This window comes from Streptomyces gamaensis (assembly GCF_042656465.1).
Classification (GTDB): Bacteria; Actinomycetota; Actinomycetes; order Streptomycetales; family Streptomycetaceae; genus Streptomyces; species Streptomyces gamaensis.
In genome coordinates, this window is record NZ_JBHSPB010000014.1 from 56,625 (window position 1) to 72,509 (window position 15,885).

A 15,885-nucleotide genomic window follows, 5' to 3' on the forward strand; every position below is an offset into this window, starting at 1 on the left:
GCGCAGCCCGTACGTCCGCGCGCGGCGGGCTCCGGCTCACCACAGGTCGCGCCGGGACTGGATGGGATCGCCGTCGTAGGGGTGGCAGGAGTCGAGGTTGTCCTCGGCCGGGTGCGCGCGTCCGGCCGGTCCGGCGGCAAAGGCGCGCAGGAGGTTCGCGGTGACGGTGCCCGTGAAGCGCGCGGTGACCGGCGGTATCCCGTGACTCCCGTCCCCGGTGAGGGACTCCACCCAGCGCATCGTCCCGGTGCTGAAGACCCCGGCCCCGCTCGCCGTGCTGTAGTACGCGGAGTCCGCGAAACTGCGCACGCCCCGGCACACGAGCGGGGAGTGGGCAATGACCTGTATGGGACGCGGTGTGGCGGGGGCGGAGGTGACGCGGTCGTACTCGGTGCCCACCAGATGCGCGAAGGCGGTGCCCCGGCCGGCGCCGGTGCCTGCCAGGAGCCAGTGGCCGGGGTCGGTGACCACGTAGTCCGCCGAGGCGGGGTTCGACTCGTACAGGGTGCCGGTCAGCGCGTTCTCCGGGGCCGCGGCCGGGGGTTCGCGCCAGTCCGTGGTCACGGCCGCGTCGTCCTTGCCGCGCATCGGGTCGTGTGCCCAGTCGGTCTTGTAGCAGACGACCAGGCGGCGGTCACCGGTGTCCGCGGGCTCCAGGCGGATACGGCGGAAGCAGGCGTTGGCGCCCAGGAACGCCACGTTGGTGCCCGCGTCGCGGGCGGCCGTGACGCGGGCGCGCATCGCGGGTGTCCAGTACTCGTCGTGGCCGAGGGAGACCACGCCGTGGGCCCCGTGCAACAGTTGCGGGTCGCTGTCGAGGTCCATGGAGGTGACGTAGGCCAGCGGCAGTCCCAGCCGTTCGGCGAGGGCCACGGCGGGCTGCTCGTAGGTCGTGAACAGCGGCGCGCCGTCGTCGTCGTACGGGCGGTCGCAGGTGACCGCGAGCGAGCGGCCCGCGTAGTCGCCCTTGCCGCCGGGGCCGTGGTAGAGGCTGTGGCCGCCCCAGGTGTTGTACGCCTGCCACGTCGCGACGGCGTGGACGAGCACGAGCCGGCCGCGCGTGCTCGCCGAGCGGACGACCAGGGGGACGTAGCGCTGCTCGCCGGAGTCGGCGGTGAGCCGGATCAGATACGCGCCCTCCGGCCAGCCCCGCGTGGGGACTTCGAGCGAGGGCCGCCACGCGGGCAGGACGGTGCGCGTGGCGCCGGCGGCGGACGGTACGGGCTGGACGGTGCCGGGCAGCCGCTGCGACGTCCACACGCGCCGGGCCTGCGCGCCGCCGTACCAGCCCATGCGGAAGGCCTCGGCGCGAAAGCCCGCGGCCGTGGTGGAGACGTGCAGGCGCAGGGTCTGTCCGGGCAGGACGCTCGCGCGGTCGGCGTACCCCTCGACGGCCCGGTCGGGCCCGCGCCTGCGCAGGCCCCAGTCGTGGTCGCCGGGCCGCCGGTTCTCGGCGGCGACGTCCAGCGCCCCCGCCGCGCCCGTACGGGCCTGCTCGTCGCGGCCCGGGACGCACCCCGCGGCGAGGGCTCCGGCACCCGCCGCCGCGGTCGCGCCGAGGAAGTCGCGGCGGTTCCACGACGGGCGGTTCGCTGACTGCCTGGACATGTCCGTCCCATTGGGCACGGACGCTCCCGGCGCCGCAACCGCTGCCCGGCCGGTCCGGATGCCGCTGCGGGGCGAGCGGCGCGGTGGATCCGGCCGTGCGGTCCTACGCCATCCGGACGAAGGAGGCGCAGCGGCAGGCGGGCCGCCGCCGTTGCTCGGCGGGACGTGCCGACGGCCTGGCGGTGGGCATGCGCGCCGAGAACCGGTCCGCCCAGGAGGGCTGCGCCATACGGTCCGCCGGTGTGCGCCGCAGGGACTTGGTCCACGCGCCCATCCCGCCCCGGGGGACGAGCCGGGCGTCGTCCCCCGGGGCGCAGCCCGCGCCGTCGGGGCGGCTTCCGGGATACGGTCCGGGGGACGCGTTCCAGGCGGCCCCGTCGGTACCGGGGAACGGCCGGGCGTCGTGGTCACGTTCCGGCTCGCCCGTCCGCGCGCCGTCGGTGGTGTGCTGCCCTGCCGGGCACAGCGGGGAGTGACCGGCCGCCTGGTCGGCGGGGTCGGTGGACGTCTGCTGGACGACGGGGGGTTGGGCTGCCGCCGCGCCGCCGGCGGTGGTGAGGGCGGTGGCCGGGAGCACGGCGGCAGCGGCCAGGGCGAGAGCGACCGACACGAGCTTCATGGGATGCCTTCCAGGAGTCGGGTGCACGCCCGCGACGCCCGTACGGGAGCTGCCGGTTCTCCCGTGCCGACGACGCGCGAGTCCATCCTGGGAGGAACAAGGCGATAAAGCACCATGAATGCTGGGAGATCCCGTAAATGGGCGAATCCCCCGAGAATTTCCGGCAATTGCGGTGGATCTATGCTGACGCCCGGCTCCCGCGAGCCCTGCCGGATCCGCGGATACGTTTCAGCAGGGCCCCGGGACGTGTCCGGCGTACGGACCTCAGCGGAGGGCCGCGGCGGTCTCCCGCGGCCGGGCCGAACGGCCGTGGTGGCGGCTGATGTTGCGCTCCAGGAGCGACAGGCACTCGGCGACGCCCACGCTGGAGGGGGTGTGCACGGGCAGCCTGCCGTCCTCCTCCTTGAGGGCGGCCAGCGCGGTGTCCATCGCGGTCTGGGCGGCGAACAGGCACGGTGTGCTGTAGATGGCCACGTCCACGCCGAGCGCGTCCAGTTCCGACAGCGACAGGCGCGGGGACTTGCCGCCGGCGATCTGGTTGAACAGCAGTGGTTTGTCGCCGATGACGTCGCGGACCTTGCGGATCCAGTCGACGCTGCGCACTCCGTCGACCAGCAGGACATCGGCGTCCGTGGCCGCGAGCGCCTTGGCGCGGCGCAGGATCTCGGCCTCCTCGGTGGCGTCGGTACGCGCCACGACCACCAGGTCGCGGCGCGAGGCGAGGACCATGTCGAGCTTGTCCAGGTATTCCTGGAGGGGCAGGATCCGCTTGCCGTCGACGTGGCCGCAGCGGCGGGGGCGCTGCTGGTCCTCCAGGATCACCCCGGAGGCGCCTGCCGCCTCCAGCTGCTGCACGGTGTGGCAGGCGGTCTCGGGGTCGACGTAGCCGTCGTCGATGTCGACGAGCAGGTGCTGTGCGGGGAAGGCCAGTCGCAGCCGCTGGACGAAGGCGACGATGTCGGGCCAGGCGATGAAGCCGATGTCCGGCAGGCCGTAGTGGGACGCGGCGAAGCCGAATCCCGAGACGAACAGGCCGTCGTAGTGCTGGGCCGCGACGGAGGCGGAGAACATGTCGAAGACACCTATGAGGGGTGTCGTGCCGTCCGCGGCGATGGCGCTGCGTAGCCGATCCGGGTGGTTCACAAGTACCCTCCGAAGAACTGGTTGCGTCGATGCCGCCGTACCGGCTCGCTACTGCCACAGCACATCGCCGGTACGGGAGGTTCACGGGCCGGGCGGCCCGGGGCACGAGGTGTCCCGGGCCCTTTCGTTGCTGGTTTCGGATGCTTGACTCGGTACTGCCGCGCGACCGAAGCCTGTCGAACACCGGCGACCGCTGTTCGCACTCGCAGTGAACACTGGACGACAGTCGCCTGAAACAGGCGTTGACCTTTGCTTCTTCCACGATCGTCGGCGCCAGGCGGCCGTACACGGAGGGGATTTGACCCTCCGGTGTCCGGCCACCGACCCCAAAACATAGTCAAGCAATGGTCATGCAGCAATATATGTCAGGTAAACATGGCTACTCGTGCGACGTTTTCGAGCCACTCGGATTCACCAACGCACACGGCGTCACTCCCCTCTATCCGCCGTCGGCGCACCAGTGCGGCTCCCGGACGACCACGGCCGCCCCTCCCGGAACGCGACTCAACTGCATAGGCCACGGAAGGACTTCCGGCCTTCCGTGCCCGACAATGACCCCATGACCACCATCACCCTCGTCCGTGGGGACATCACCCGGCAGCAGGTCGACGCCGTGGTCAACGCGGCGAACTCCTCCCTCCTCGGCGGCGGGGGTGTCGACGGCGCGATCCACCGCGCCGGAGGCCCCGAGATCCTGGCGGAGTGCCGGGCACTGCGCGCCTCGCACTGGGGCAAGGGGCTGCCCACCGGGCAGGCCGTGGCCACGACCGCGGGCCGGATGCCCGCGCGGTGGGTCATCCACACGGTCGGCCCGGTGTGGTCCGCCACGGAGGATCGGTCCGGCCTGCTCGCCTCCTGCCATCGCGAATCCCTGCGCGTCGCCGACGAGTTGGGCGCCCGTACCGTCGCCTTCCCCGCGATCTCCACCGGCGTCTACCGCTGGCCGCTCGACGACGCGGCACGCATCGCCATGGAAGCGGTCCGCACCACGGACACGGCCGTCACGGAGGTGCGCTTCGTCCTCTTCGGCGAGGACGCCTACACGGCCTTCGCCGCGCAGCAGCGCTGACGGCGAAGCGGCGGCGGTGCCGCTGTGCCGTCCTTCGCCGCACCGGTGCGCCGGCCCGTCCGACTTCGGACGGACGCCTGGGTCACGGCAGTTGCTCGCCTCCGCTGCGGCCGCGCTGCCCCAGGGGACGCGAGACCCCCTCCCCGGCCACCACGCCTCCGCCCAGCCACTCCAGGCCGTTGCCCACCGCCTCCCTCGCGCCGCTCGTCCGCCACCACTCCCGCATCCGTCCCATTCCCCACACGGTCACCGGGACCAGCGCCGTCACCAGCGCCACCGTGCCCCACACCCGCATCACCGCGACTCCGCGGCCCCACACCCACGACGCCGCCAGGCACCCGGCGAAGAGCAGGCACCACCCCAGGTGGCAGCGGAAGGTCCGCACGCCGTCGGGCGAGGCCGAGTCCCCCTTCGGGGTGACCACGAAACCGGGGCGCCGCCGCAGCAGCGCCTGCCCCAACGCCCGCGCGTACAGCGGGCCCGCCAGCGCCGACATCACCATCCCCACCACGCCCCACGACCCCAGGCGTTCGTGCGGCGAGACATTGTGCCGGCGGTTGACCACATACAGCGCCACCTGGAGGACGACCGCGTCGCCGTACCACATCAGCCACACCTGCCAGGGCACCGCCAGTCCGGCCCCGCCCAGGACGAGGAAGCACACGCACGCGACCCCGCCCAGCACCCAGGTCAGCGCGGCCATCGGATAGAAGGACATCAGCAGCAGGTAGTTCCACAGCCTTCCCGGGGACAGCGACCACACCACCCGGAAGAACTGCCCGAAGAGCGTCTCGAACGTCCCTCGCGACCACCGCAGTTGCTGCGAGAAGAAGTCCGTCCACGACGAGGGCCCCTCCCCCACCGCGAGCACGTCCGGCGTGTACACCGCGCGCCACCGGCGCCCCGTCAGGGGGTTGCGCCGCCGGTGGATCTCCAGCCCCGTCGCCAGGTCCTCGGTGATGGAGTCGTACAGCCCGCCCACCTGCCGCAGCACGCCCACCCGCACGCAGTTCGAGGTGCCCACGAGCATCGGCACCCCGTAGCGGTTCCCCGCCCGCTGCACCAGGGCGTGGAAGACGAACTGCTGCGACTCGGCCCCCCGGGCCACGCCGCCCACCGCGTTCCCGTACACCTGCGGCCCCACCACGAAGGCCACGTCGGGGTCCTGGAAATAGCCCAGCATCCGCTCCAGGAAGCACGGCAGGGGAACGTGGTCGGTGTCCACGCAGGCCACGAAGTCGTAGTCGTCGCCGTGCTCGTCGAGCCAGGCGTTGTAGTTCCCGTGCTTCGTCCGCGCCCGGAACCGCCCCGAGCCGCAGTTCCATCGCGCCACCCCCTTGCGCGAGAAGTGCCGTACCCCCAGCCGCGCGCACAGCGCCCGGGCCTCCGCGTCGTCGCCCTCGTCGAGCAGCCAGACGTCCACCACCCCGCCCTCGTACCCCACCCCCACCGCCCCCCGCAGCGTCGCCTCCACCATCGACAGGGGTTCCTTGCCCGGCACGAAGCTCGTGCACAGCGCCACCCGGCCGCCCGGCGCCGCCGCCACCGGCACCGGGTCGCACGCCGCCCACGACGCGTGCGCCACCGACACCACCCCCACCAGCCGGAACACCTCCACCAGCCCCACGCACACCAGCACCGCCCCGTCCACCCAGCCCACCCACCCGCCGCGCACCACCCAGTGCTCCGGCCAGAACAGCCAGGCCAGCAGCGCCGACGACACCAGCGGCGACAGACAGGCCAGCGCCCCCACCCCCCACCGCGCCCGCCCGCACCCGCTCCACAGCCGCCGGAAACCCACCCGGTACCGCCGCCCCGCCGGCACCCCGCCCAAGGCCCCCGCGAGCCGGCTGAAACCCTCGTAGTCGAAACGGGACGTGTCCGGCGCCGCCGCATCCGATGTTCCGTCACGCGCCTTTACCGGCAGGAGGGTTGAGGATGTCGTCGCCGCCTCTTGTTGGTCACCGCCGTCCGTCCCGGCCGGGCCCCCCACGTCCGTACCGCCCGCTACACGACACCCCGACAAGCGCACATCAACCTCACAGGGCAAATCTCTGCATCAGCCCTCCATAGGTAACAATCCGGACTACCGATCATCAGACGATCGCACCCAACACACCACCGCGATCACCCGTGCGGCCCGAAGCGAGGAGCGGCGTCAGCCGATCGGCGGACAAGCGGGCATCGGGTGCGCGGCGCGCGGGCGGCAGCGGCGGCGATCACGGCCGCCGGACCGTCCCACCTGCGCCTGCGGCGGGCGGGAGGCGCCCGGTGGTCCCGGTGGCCCGCCCGTCGTCCGGCGGCCGGGCCGTGGGCGGCCTGCCGGGGCCGCCGGGCCGGGCGCCGCCGACGGAGGTAGAAGAGGGCTGTGGGACCGAACCTCACACGAGGCCCGTACGCCGTCGCCCGTGCCCCCACCACGACCGGCCCGGGACGCGGCGGATTCCGGCAGGGGCGGAAAGGCGCGCGTACCGGCTTCGTCCGCCGCCCCCCGATCGACCACCGTGGACCGCGGCACGGGCCCGGGGCCCGCCGCCGCCGGCGCCGTTCAGCGCGGCTCCGGCTCCTCCACCGACACCGCAGGGAGACCTTCGATGATCTTCATCGTCGTCAAGATGACCGTCAAGCCGGAGCGCACCGAGGACTGGCTCGCGCTCGTCGACGACTTCACCCAGGCCACCCGCAACGAGCCGGGCAACCTCTTCTTCGAGTGGTCCAAGAGCGTCGACAACCCCCACCAGTTCGTGCTCGTCGAGGGTTTCGCCTCCCGCGAGGCGGGCGACGCCCACGTCAACTCGGCGCACTTCAAGGAGGCCATGGAGACGATGGCCGACGCCATCGCCACCACGCCGCAGATCATCAGCACCGAGGCGCCGGGCAACGGCTGGTCGGCGATGGCGGAGCTCACCCCCCGCCACGTCTAGTCCGCACCGCGGCGCGCGGGCGGACCGTCCGGCGGCTACGCGGCGTGTGCGGCGGGCACGGCGGGTACGGCCTCGTGGCGCTCCTCGGCGAGCAGGTGCGGGGCCGCGGTGATCACGTCGTCGAGGATGCCGCGGGAGGTCTCCAGCTCCGCGATCGCGGCGGTGATGCGCTCGCGTTCCCGGCGCAGTTCGGCCACCAGGTCGGGGCAGGTGGGCACGAGGCGGTCGCCGTCGGAGCGGACGCAGGGCAGCACCCGGGCGATCAGGGCCGTCGGCAGCCCGGCGGTGAGCAGACAGCGGATGCGGCGCACGGTCTCGACGTCGGCCTCGCTGTAGACGCGGTAGCCGCTGGACAGCCGTCGCGGGGCGAGCAGCCCTTGCTGCTCGTAGTAGCGCAGCAGCCTCTCGTGGACCCCGGTGCGCCGCACCATCTCCTTCATGCGCATGGTCGTGCCTCTCCCCCCGGCGGACTTCCGGCTCGGTGCCGTGCCGGAGTCTACCGGGCGCGATCACGGCCCTCCGGGGGCGGGACGACGCTTCGGGGCGTTCCTCCTGCAACCCCTGAGCAGGGTGACCGGTCTTACTCGTCATGGGTACGAGAGGGAGAAAGAAGCAGAGGATGCACAGCGTCGCAGCGCGCCGACTCGGCGTGTTCCTGGGGGCGTTGGGGCTGAGCGCGCCGCTGACGGTGGCCCTGGACGGTACGGCGCAGGCCGCCGCTTCGGGGTGCACGACGCGAACCGGGCCGTACCAGAAGGAAGTCGAGAGCTTCCTGGGCAGGCCGGCCGACGGACGTCAGTCCCCGGCCGACTGCGAGGCGATCCGGGCCTTCCAGCACCACCACCGCATCAGCCCGGAGATCGGCTACGCGGGCCCGGTCACCTGGGGCCTGATGAAGCGTGAGCTCCGGCGCGACCCGGACGCGGACGGCAAGTGCCCTGTGAACAAGGGGCGTATCGCGTGCGTGGACCTCACGCGGCAGCTGAGCTGGATCCAGGACGGCGGGAAGGTGGTCCACGGTCCGGTGCACGTGCGCACCGGGCGCGAGGGCTACGGGACACGGACCGGAGTCCGGAAGATCTACTGGCGTTCGCTGGACCACTTCTCGACGCTCTACAAGGTGCCGATGCCCTATGCCCAGTTCTTCGACGGCGGGCAGGCGTTCCACGCGATCGACGGCAGCGTCTGGTCGGCACCGGGCTCCCACGGCTGCGTGAACATGCGGCCCGAGGACGCGCGGGCGTACTGGTCCCTGCTCCGTGACGGCGACACCGTCTTCGTCTACGGCCGCAAGCCCGGCACCTGAGAGCGGTTCCGCGCGGTACGGGGTGCGCATCCGGCCGGCTCCGGATGCGCACCCGGATCGCTCGTCGCGACGACGGTTCAGGCGGTCATGCCTCCGTCGGCGACCAGGTCGTGGCCGACGACGAAGCTCGCCGCGTCCGAGGCCAGCCACAGTACGGCCGCGACGATCTCCTCGGTCTCGGCGACCCGGCCGATGGGCACCGTGGCCGCCAGCCGGCGGGCGCGGTCGTCCTCGTTCTCGCCCGGGCGGAAGGACATCGCGGTGTTGGAGGCCCCGGGGCTCACGGCGTTGATGCGGACGCCGTCCTTGATGTGGTCGAGGGCGGCGACCTTCGTCAGCGCGCTGACGGCGGCCTTGGAGGCGACGTAGGAGGCCATGCCGGGACGGCGTCCGTGGAAGCCGATGTTGGAGGAGGCGTTGACGATCACGCCTCCGCCGTGGGCGCGCATGTGGGCGATCTCGTGCTTCATGCACAGCATGACGCCGGTCAGGTTGACGCCCAACACGGTGTCCCAGGTGGTGGGTTCGAGGTCGGCCAGCGGTGTCGGACGGGGGAAGACGCCGGCGTTGTTGTGCGCGATGTGCAGTCCGCCGTGGCGGGCGACGACGGTGGCGACCATCCGCTCGACGTCCTCGGGGCGGGTGACGTCGGCCACCACCGCGTCGGCCTTGCCGCCTTCCGCCCCGATCAGGTGGACGGTCTCCTCCAGGGACCGCGGCTCGTTGCCGACGACCGCCACGGTGGCGCCGTGGCGCGCGAAGGCGAGGGCACTGGCCCGGCCGATCCCGGAGCCGGCGCCCGTGACGAGGGCGACCTTGCCCGCGAACTGTGGGCTCATCGAGTTCTCCTCCTTCTCACGCTGTATGTCCTCCATGTCCTTCCCGTGTCCGCTGCCGTCGGCTACTTCTCCGGCAGCCTGATCGACTGCGAGTGGCGGAAGAAGTCGCGTGGGTCGTAGGCGGCCTTGACGCGCTGCAGGCGTGGGTAGTTGTCCTTGTAGTAGAGCGTGTACCAGGGGACGCCGGACTTGTTCTGGTCCGGGTCGGTGATGTCGCTGTCGGGGTAGTTGATGTAGCAGCCGTCGGTGGCGGGGCCGGGTACCGGGTAGCCGCCGCCGGAGGCGAAGACGTCGGTGTAGACCTCGCGGGTCCAGGCCAGGTTGCGGTCGTCCTCGCGCCGGTCGGGCCAGAAGCTCTGGAAGAGGCCCTTGAAGAGGGAGTCGCGCTGGGCGGAGGCGGTGTCACCGGGGCGGACCGTGTTGATCCTGCCGCCGTAGGAGAGCAGCACGATCATCGAGTTGGGGTTGGCCAGGTCGGTGCGCGTCAGATGCTTGTACATGGCGGCGATCTGCGCGTCGTCGAAACCCTTGCGCAGGTAGGCGGACTTGTGGATGCCGCGCAGGGTGGGATTGGCGAGGGTGGGGTTGTTGGTGCCCAGGAAGCGCACGGAGGCGAGCCAGGGCATCCGCTGGGGGGTGAAGAAGTCGGGCATGGGGCCCTGTTCGCCCACGGGCGTGTCCAGGGGCCGGGCCTCGACGCCGATCCCCTTGGTGAGGTCGGCGAGGAAGGATTCGATGAGCCGCTCGGCGCCGGGCACGGTGCCGTCCATCTGGGTCAGCACGCCGACACTGTTGTTGGCGCGGTGGTTCATCATCAGGAAGCTGCACAGCCCGGCGTAGGGCGAGTCGGGGCTGCCGTTGCGCTCGTGCCAGGAGCCGAAGTTGGCGACGAGCCGCGCGTAGCCCTGCTTGTCGAGCTTGTCCCAGGGCAGTGAAATGGCGCTGATGTACACCTCTTTGGGCGGGCGCATCAGCTGCTGGGCCGGGTCGTTGCCGTGCGCGTCCGGCGAGCGCAGCCAATAGCGCGTGATCACACCGAAGTTGCCCCCGCCCCCGCCGGTGTGCGCCCACCACAGATCCCGGTGGGGGTCGTCGGGTTCGCGGGTGGCCACGACGGCCCGCGCGGTGCCGTTCTTGTCCACGACGACGACCTCGACGGCGTAGAGGTGGTCGCTGCTCAGCCCGTGCCGGCGCGAGAGCATGCCGTAGCCGCCGCCGCTGATGTGCCCGCCGACGCCCACGGAGTAGCACATGCCGCCGGGCAGGGCCACGCCCCAGCCCTTGTACAGGGATTCGTAGGCGTGCATGAGGGTGGCGCCGCCCTCCACGGCGAACGCCTTGCGCCGCTCGTCGTAGTACACGCGGTCCATGGTGGTCATGTCGATGACCGTCTGGACCTCGGGGTTGTAGACGAAGTCCGCGTAGCAGTGGCCGCCGCCGCGTACGGAGACCCGCTTCTTGTCGCGCACCGCCTCCTGCACCGTGTCCACGACCTGCTCGGTGGTGCGCACGAGCCGCACGGACTCGGGCCTGCCCACCCAGCGCGTGTTGTTGCCGACGGTCAGATCGGCGTAGCGCGGGTCGCCGGGCAGGACCACGACGGCGCGGCCGGCCGGACCGGAGCCGTCCCCGGACTCCGGCGGCCGTGAGCCGCCCCCCGTGCCGGCGGGGTCCGAGGGGTCGGCGGCGGCCGGTCCCGCGCCGAGGGCGGTCGCCACCACCGCGGCGCCCGCCAGGATGGATCGTCTTTTCAGCATGCCTGTTGCTTCTCCCCCATGAATGGTGCAATTCCGTGTGCTCGTACCGCTTCCAGCATGTGTCGTACGGCGTGCGTCGTGTGTCGTGCGTCAGCGATACGTCAGCCTGCGGTCAGTCCTGCCAGAGGATCCCGAGGCCGAGTTTCTCCGCGATTTCCTTCGTACGGTCCACCGACCAGCGGTTTCCCACGGGCGCGGCCTCGCCCAGCTCCACCGGGTAGCCGCCGTGCAGAAAGAACCTCTCGAATCCGCCGGGGCAGGTGAGCACATACAGTTCGGCCGAATCGCTCTCCACCTCGTAGGAGTGCGGAATTCCACGCGGCAGGAACAGCACGCTGCCGCCTTCGAGGAGTTCGGTCCGCTCACCGACGGTGGCCCGCACCCCACCACTCCTGATCATGAAGATCTCGTCTTCGAGCGTATGGATGTGGCTCGGCGACCGCTCCCCGAATTCCGCCGTGAAGTGTGTCATTCCCAGGGCGCCGCGGGTCTGTTCCGCGGTCAGTTTGACCGTTACCAGAGAGCCTTTTCCCCACAGCCGCTGTTCGCCGTCCGTCGGCCGCAGCACGGCCGGCAGTATGTCGTCGTCGGCCATGGGAAGTTTACGTCCGCGCGGCGCTGTCGTCATTTTCGCCTCCCCCTCGATGAAGCGCAGCACACCCCGACAGGATCCGAGGATCCCGCACCGGGGGCGGCTGTTGCAATGTCTTCGGGAAACTTCCGTCAACTGCCCAGCACAACACGGCGATGCCGATACGGAATCGGCCGCTCTGCCTGCGGAACCGGGCCGTCCGCGAACTGTTTTGAGTAAGTGATCGACTGCGGCCCGTCGCGAATTTCCCGGAAGGCGGGTGCGGAAAGCGGGGGCGCGGGTAGGAACGCCCGTATGACACAGGAAGATCAGCGAAAGGGCCGGGGCGGCACGCCCTCGACAGACGTCCCCTCGACAGATGTGCCCTCGACGGAGGAGATGCTGCACGCCAACGAACGCAACTGGGACGCCCGCACCCCCGTCCACGCGGCCAGCGCGTTCTACGGGCTGGACGGCTCCCGGTCCGCCGAGGACTGGTTCGCGCCCTTCGAATGGGACGATCTCGGACCGCTGCACGGGCGGGAGGTGCTGCATCTTCAGTGCCATCTGGGCACCGAGACCCAGGCGTTCGCCGCCCGCGGCGCGGCCCGCACCGTCGGCCTGGACTTCTCCGCCGCCGCCGTCGGCCGGGCGCGCCGGCTCGCGGCCGCGGCGGGCAGCGCCGTGGAGTTCGTACGGGCCGATGTGCACGACGCCGTGGCGGCGCTCGGCGGGCGGCGGTTCGACGTGGTGTACACCGGCAAGGGCGCGCTGTGCTATCTGCCGGACCTGCCGCGCTGGGCGGAGGTGGTGGGCGCGCTGCTGCGGCCGGGCGGCAGGCTGTACGTGGTGGAGTTCCACCCGCTGCTCAACGCGCTCGGCCCGGTGGCCCGGCCCGGCGAGGAGGAACTGCTGCTGCGCCACGACTACTTGGGCGGCCGTGGCCCGCTGCGCACCGACAATCCGTACACCTACACCGACGGCCCGCCGCTGCGGGGCGCGACGACGAGCTACGAGTGGCGGCACGGCCTCGGTGACGTGGTCGGCGCGGTGCTCGGCGCGGGCCTGCGTGTCGAACTCCTGCGGGAGACAGACCTGTTGCCGTGGCAGCGGCTGGGGTCGATGGTGCGCGCGGAGGGCGGCTGGTGGCGGCTGCCGGACGAGGCGCCCCGCGTCCCGCACCTGTTCGCTCTGCGCGCGGCGCGACCGGGGCAGCCCTGAAAACGGACCGGCCCGCCAACGGCCTGATCAGCGAGCGGGCCTGCCGGTGCCGCCCGGAAGGAACTCCTGCACCTTCGCCTTGAGTCCGTGCCGCTGTCCGGCCGCGCGGGCTCCGCCGCCTCCGGTCCCGGCGTCGGCCGGCCGGTCCGGGTCGGCGTACGGCGGGAGCGGTGTGACCGCCGGGTCGGTGAGGAACTCGACGACGGCGGGCCCCTCGGCGGCGAGCGCCTGCCGCCAGGCGCCCTCGACGTGCTCGGGTCTCTCCACCCGGATCCCGGTCAGGCCGATGGTGCGGCCGAAGGCCGCGTAGGAGACGTCGGGCAGTTCCTGCGAGGGCAGGAACTGCGGGGAGCCGCTCATCGCCCGCATCTCCCAGTTCACCTGGGCCAGGTCGTGGTTGTTCCACACCCCGACGACGAGCCGCGGATCGTCCCACTGCGTGTGGTACTTGGCGGCGGTGATGAGCTCGGCCATGCCGTTCATCTGCATCGCCCCGTCGCCGACGAGTGCCACGACCGGACGGTTGGGGTGCGCGAACTTCGCGCCGATCGCGTACGGTACCGCGCAGCCCATCGTGGCGAGCGTGCCCGACAGCGAGCCGCGCATGGTGCCACGCATGCGGATGTGGCGGGCGTACCAGGTGGCGACCGAGCCGGAGTCGGAGGTGAGGATCGCGTTGTCGGGCAGCAGCGGGGACAGCGCCCGGGCGACGTGCTCGGGGTTGATGGGGTCGGCGGGCTCGGCCGCCCGGCGGGCCATCGTCTCCTCCCAGCGCTCGGCGTCCGCCGCGATCCGCTCCTGCCAGTCGCGCCGCTCCTTGCGGTGCAGCAGGGGCAGCAGCCGTTGCAGGGTGGCGCGCGCGTCGCCGGTGAGGTTGACCTCGTACGGGTAGCGCATGCCGAGCATCTGCGGGTCGATGTCGATCTGCACGGCCCGCGCCTGGCCGAAGTCCGGCAGGAACCGGGTGTAGGGGAAGTTCGAGCCGATGGTCAGCAGGGTGTCGCAGTCGCGCATGAGCTCGTGGGCGGGGTGGGTGCCGAGCGCTCCCAGCACTCCGGTGACGTAGGGGAGTTCGTCGCCGACGGCGTCCTTGCCGAGCAGGGACTTGGCGATCCCGGCGCCCAGGACGTGGGCGAGTTCCTCGGTCTCGGCCCGGGCCCCGGCCGCTCCCTGGCCGACGAGGACCGCCACCCGCTCCCCGGCGTTGAGCACCTCCGCCGCCCTGGCCAGCGCCTCGTCGGAGGGCACCGCCTGCCAGCCGCTGCGGTCGATGCTGGAGGGGACCATCCGCGCCTCGTGCGTGGGCGGGGTGTAGGGCAGGTCCTGCACGTCGCCGGGCACGATCACGGCGGTGGGCGCGCGGCGCGCGTAGGCGATGCGTACCGCCCGGTCGAGGACGTTGGGCAGCTGCTCGGGGACGGTCACGGTCTGCAAATAGGCGGCGACGTCCTTGAACAGCGTGTGCAGGTCGACCTCCTGCTGGTACGAGCCGCCCATGGCCGACCGGTGGGTCTGGCCGACGATGGCGACCACGGGCACGTGGTCGAGGCAGGCGTCGTACAGGCCGTTGAGCAGGTGGATCGCGCCGGGGCCGGAGGTCGCGGCGCACACCCCGAGCCGGCCGCTGAACTTGGCGTAGCCGACGGCCTCGAACGCCGACATCTCCTCGTGCCGGGACTGGATGAACCTCGGCCGGTTGCCGGCCCGCTCCCAGGCGGCCAGCAGGGCGTTGATCCCGTCGCCGGGGTAGCCGAAGACCTGCTCGACGCCCCAGTCGCGCAGCCGGGCCAGGACGACGTCGGACACCTTCTGGCTCATGGTCGGCTCTCCGCCCTGTCGGGTCCTGTCGGGTCCTGTCGCGTCGGTTCACTCGGCGAGTTCGGGCAGCACCTTGGTGCGGTAGAAGTCGAAGAAGCCGCGCTGTTCGGGGCCGATCTGGCCGACGTGGACGCGGTCGAAGCCGGCGTCGGCGAAGGCGCGCAGGGCGGCGATGTGCTCGTCGGGGTCGGTGCCGCAGGTGACACCGGCCGCGACGCGGTCGGGCGGGACGAGCGCGGCCGTCTGCTCGACGTGCTCGGGGGTCGGCAGGACGCGCGGGAGCTCGTCCGGCAGCTGGTCGACCGCCCACAGCCGGTGGGCGACGCGCACGGCCTCGTCCCGGTCCGGGCCCCAGCACACGCGGACGCCGCCGAGCGCGAGCTTCGTGGCGCCGCCGCTGCGCCGGAACCGGGCGACCGCGTCGGCGTCGGGCACCATCGTCAGGAAGCCGTCGCCGATGCGGCCGGCGACCTCGGTCGCCGCCGGCCCGAACGCGGCGACGTCGATGGGCACGGGCTCGTCGGGGACGGTGTACAGCCGGGCGTCCTCGACGGTGTAGTGCTTGCCGTGGTGGCTGACCTGGCCGCCCTCGAAGAGCAGCCGCATCACCTGCACGGCCTCCTCCAGCATCTCCAGCCGGACGGACTCGTGCGGCCAGGGGTCGCCGAGGATGTGCTCGTCGATGGCCTTGCCGCTGCCCACCCCGAGCCGGAAGCCGCCGTCGAGGAGGACCGCGCAGGTGGCGGCGGCCTGCGCGGTGAGCACCGGGTTCAGCCGTACGGCCGGGCAGGTCACCGCGGTCTGCACGGGCAGTGAGGTGGCTTCGGAGATCGCTCCGATGACGGACCAGACGAACGGCGCCTGTCCCTGGGCGGGGGTCCAGGGGTGGAAGCGGTCGGAGATCCACAGCGAGGTGAAGCCGGCCTGTTCCGCCATTCTGGCCTGCTCGACGAGGTCGGCCGGGCGGTGCTCCTCGCAGGAGAGGAAGTATCCGAACTCTGTCATCGCGC

Annotated in this window: 14 protein-coding genes; 4 read left to right on the forward strand and 10 right to left on the reverse strand. The window is 72.1% G+C overall.

Annotated features, from left to right (window positions below):
• Nucleotides 1–36: 36 nt before the first annotated feature.
• The 3 genes from ACFP1Z_RS22250 to ACFP1Z_RS22260 form a co-directional block, all read right to left on the reverse strand.
• Nucleotides 37–1,608: a N,N-dimethylformamidase beta subunit family domain-containing protein gene (locus ACFP1Z_RS22250; protein WP_390318679.1), complete on the reverse strand. Its 1,572-nt coding sequence runs from the start codon at nucleotides 1,606–1,608 to the stop codon at nucleotides 37–39.
• A gap of 103 nt (nucleotides 1,609–1,711) precedes the next feature.
• The gene (locus ACFP1Z_RS22255) at nucleotides 1,712–2,227 is read right to left on the reverse strand and encodes a hypothetical protein (RefSeq protein ID WP_390318681.1); all 516 of its coding nucleotides are present in this window, start codon (nucleotides 2,225–2,227) and stop codon (nucleotides 1,712–1,714) included.
• 264 nt (nucleotides 2,228–2,491) lie between these two features.
• Nucleotides 2,492–3,370 carry an isocitrate lyase/PEP mutase family protein gene (locus tag ACFP1Z_RS22260; protein ID WP_390318683.1) on the reverse strand — a complete coding sequence of 293 codons (879 nt, stop codon included), beginning with the start codon at nucleotides 3,368–3,370 and terminating at the stop codon, nucleotides 2,492–2,494.
• A gap of 559 nt (nucleotides 3,371–3,929) precedes the next feature.
• Here ACFP1Z_RS22260 and ACFP1Z_RS22265 point away from each other — a divergent pair.
• Nucleotides 3,930–4,439, forward strand: coding sequence for an O-acetyl-ADP-ribose deacetylase (locus ACFP1Z_RS22265; protein ID WP_390318685.1), 510 nt, complete (start codon nucleotides 3,930–3,932; stop codon nucleotides 4,437–4,439).
• Between the two features lie 82 nt (nucleotides 4,440–4,521).
• Here the strand turns inward: ACFP1Z_RS22265 and ACFP1Z_RS22270 are convergent, their stop codons facing one another.
• Entirely contained in the window at nucleotides 4,522–6,192 is a 1,671-nt protein-coding gene (locus ACFP1Z_RS22270; protein ID WP_390318686.1) for a glycosyltransferase family 2 protein, read from the reverse strand.
• Between the two features lie 841 nt (nucleotides 6,193–7,033).
• Here ACFP1Z_RS22270 and ACFP1Z_RS22275 point away from each other — a divergent pair.
• The gene (locus ACFP1Z_RS22275) at nucleotides 7,034–7,363 is read left to right on the forward strand and encodes a putative quinol monooxygenase (protein WP_390318688.1); all 330 of its coding nucleotides are present in this window, start codon (nucleotides 7,034–7,036) and stop codon (nucleotides 7,361–7,363) included.
• 35 nt (nucleotides 7,364–7,398) lie between these two features.
• Here the strand turns inward: ACFP1Z_RS22275 and ACFP1Z_RS22280 are convergent, their stop codons facing one another.
• Nucleotides 7,399–7,809, reverse strand: a complete 411-nt coding sequence (locus ACFP1Z_RS22280) for a MerR family transcriptional regulator (RefSeq protein WP_390318690.1) — start codon at nucleotides 7,807–7,809, stop codon at nucleotides 7,399–7,401.
• Nucleotides 7,810–7,982: 173 nt separating this feature from the next.
• Here ACFP1Z_RS22280 and ACFP1Z_RS22285 point away from each other — a divergent pair, with 173 nt between their 5' ends.
• Complete coding sequence (locus ACFP1Z_RS22285; RefSeq protein WP_390318691.1) at nucleotides 7,983–8,669, forward strand: L,D-transpeptidase family protein; 687 nt, start codon at nucleotides 7,983–7,985, stop codon at nucleotides 8,667–8,669.
• Between the two features lie 77 nt (nucleotides 8,670–8,746).
• Here the strand turns inward: ACFP1Z_RS22285 and ACFP1Z_RS22290 are convergent, their stop codons facing one another.
• The 3 genes from ACFP1Z_RS22290 to ACFP1Z_RS22300 form a co-directional block, all read right to left on the reverse strand.
• Nucleotides 8,747–9,508 (reverse strand): SDR family NAD(P)-dependent oxidoreductase, encoded by a 762-nt coding sequence (locus ACFP1Z_RS22290; RefSeq protein ID WP_390318693.1) that lies wholly within the window; start codon nucleotides 9,506–9,508, stop codon nucleotides 8,747–8,749.
• Nucleotides 9,509–9,570: 62 nt separating this feature from the next.
• Nucleotides 9,571–11,265 (reverse strand): FAD-binding oxidoreductase, encoded by a 1,695-nt coding sequence (locus ACFP1Z_RS22295; protein ID WP_390318696.1) that lies wholly within the window; start codon nucleotides 11,263–11,265, stop codon nucleotides 9,571–9,573.
• A gap of 112 nt (nucleotides 11,266–11,377) precedes the next feature.
• Nucleotides 11,378–11,923, reverse strand: a complete 546-nt coding sequence (locus ACFP1Z_RS22300) for a cupin domain-containing protein (RefSeq protein ID WP_390318698.1) — start codon at nucleotides 11,921–11,923, stop codon at nucleotides 11,378–11,380.
• 312 nt (nucleotides 11,924–12,235) lie between these two features.
• Here ACFP1Z_RS22300 and ACFP1Z_RS22305 point away from each other — a divergent pair, with 312 nt between their 5' ends.
• On the forward strand, nucleotides 12,236–13,057 hold the full coding sequence (locus ACFP1Z_RS22305; RefSeq protein ID WP_390318870.1) for a class I SAM-dependent methyltransferase: 822 nt from the start codon (nucleotides 12,236–12,238) through the stop codon (nucleotides 13,055–13,057).
• 27 nt (nucleotides 13,058–13,084) lie between these two features.
• On the opposite strand, the gene ACFP1Z_RS22310 is transcribed toward ACFP1Z_RS22305, so the two are convergent.
• Both ACFP1Z_RS22310 and ACFP1Z_RS22315 read right to left on the reverse strand, forming a co-directional pair.
• Nucleotides 13,085–14,875: a thiamine pyrophosphate-requiring protein gene (locus ACFP1Z_RS22310; protein WP_390318700.1), complete on the reverse strand. Its 1,791-nt coding sequence runs from the start codon at nucleotides 14,873–14,875 to the stop codon at nucleotides 13,085–13,087.
• Between the two features lie 48 nt (nucleotides 14,876–14,923).
• Nucleotides 14,924–15,880 (reverse strand): TIGR03557 family F420-dependent LLM class oxidoreductase, encoded by a 957-nt coding sequence (locus tag ACFP1Z_RS22315; protein WP_390318702.1) that lies wholly within the window; start codon nucleotides 15,878–15,880, stop codon nucleotides 14,924–14,926.
• Nucleotides 15,881–15,885: the final 5 nt, after the last annotated feature.

Excerpts from the sequence above, each read along its gene's own strand:
- ACFP1Z_RS22265 (WP_390318685.1), top strand. The coding sequence starts at position 3,930 with ATGACCACCATCACCCTCGTCCGTGGGGACATCACCCGGCAGCAGGTC.
- ACFP1Z_RS22275 (WP_390318688.1), top strand. The coding sequence starts at position 7,034 with ATGATCTTCATCGTCGTCAAGATGACCGTCAAGCCGGAGCGCACCGAG.
- ACFP1Z_RS22295 (WP_390318696.1), bottom strand. The coding sequence starts at position 11,265 with ATGCTGAAAAGACGATCCATCCTGGCGGGCGCCGCGGTGGTGGCGACC.
- ACFP1Z_RS22250 (WP_390318679.1), bottom strand. The coding sequence starts at position 1,608 with ATGTCCAGGCAGTCAGCGAACCGCCCGTCGTGGAACCGCCGCGACTTC.
- ACFP1Z_RS22255 (WP_390318681.1), bottom strand. The coding sequence starts at position 2,227 with ATGAAGCTCGTGTCGGTCGCTCTCGCCCTGGCCGCTGCCGCCGTGCTC.
- ACFP1Z_RS22310 (WP_390318700.1), bottom strand. The coding sequence starts at position 14,875 with ATGAGCCAGAAGGTGTCCGACGTCGTCCTGGCCCGGCTGCGCGACTGG.
- ACFP1Z_RS22315 (WP_390318702.1), bottom strand. The coding sequence starts at position 15,880 with ATGACAGAGTTCGGATACTTCCTCTCCTGCGAGGAGCACCGCCCGGCC.
- ACFP1Z_RS22290 (WP_390318693.1), bottom strand. The coding sequence starts at position 9,508 with ATGAGCCCACAGTTCGCGGGCAAGGTCGCCCTCGTCACGGGCGCCGGC.
- ACFP1Z_RS22280 (WP_390318690.1), bottom strand. The coding sequence starts at position 7,809 with ATGCGCATGAAGGAGATGGTGCGGCGCACCGGGGTCCACGAGAGGCTG.
- ACFP1Z_RS22285 (WP_390318691.1), top strand. The coding sequence starts at position 7,983 with ATGCACAGCGTCGCAGCGCGCCGACTCGGCGTGTTCCTGGGGGCGTTG.
- ACFP1Z_RS22305 (WP_390318870.1), top strand. The coding sequence starts at position 12,236 with ATGCTGCACGCCAACGAACGCAACTGGGACGCCCGCACCCCCGTCCAC.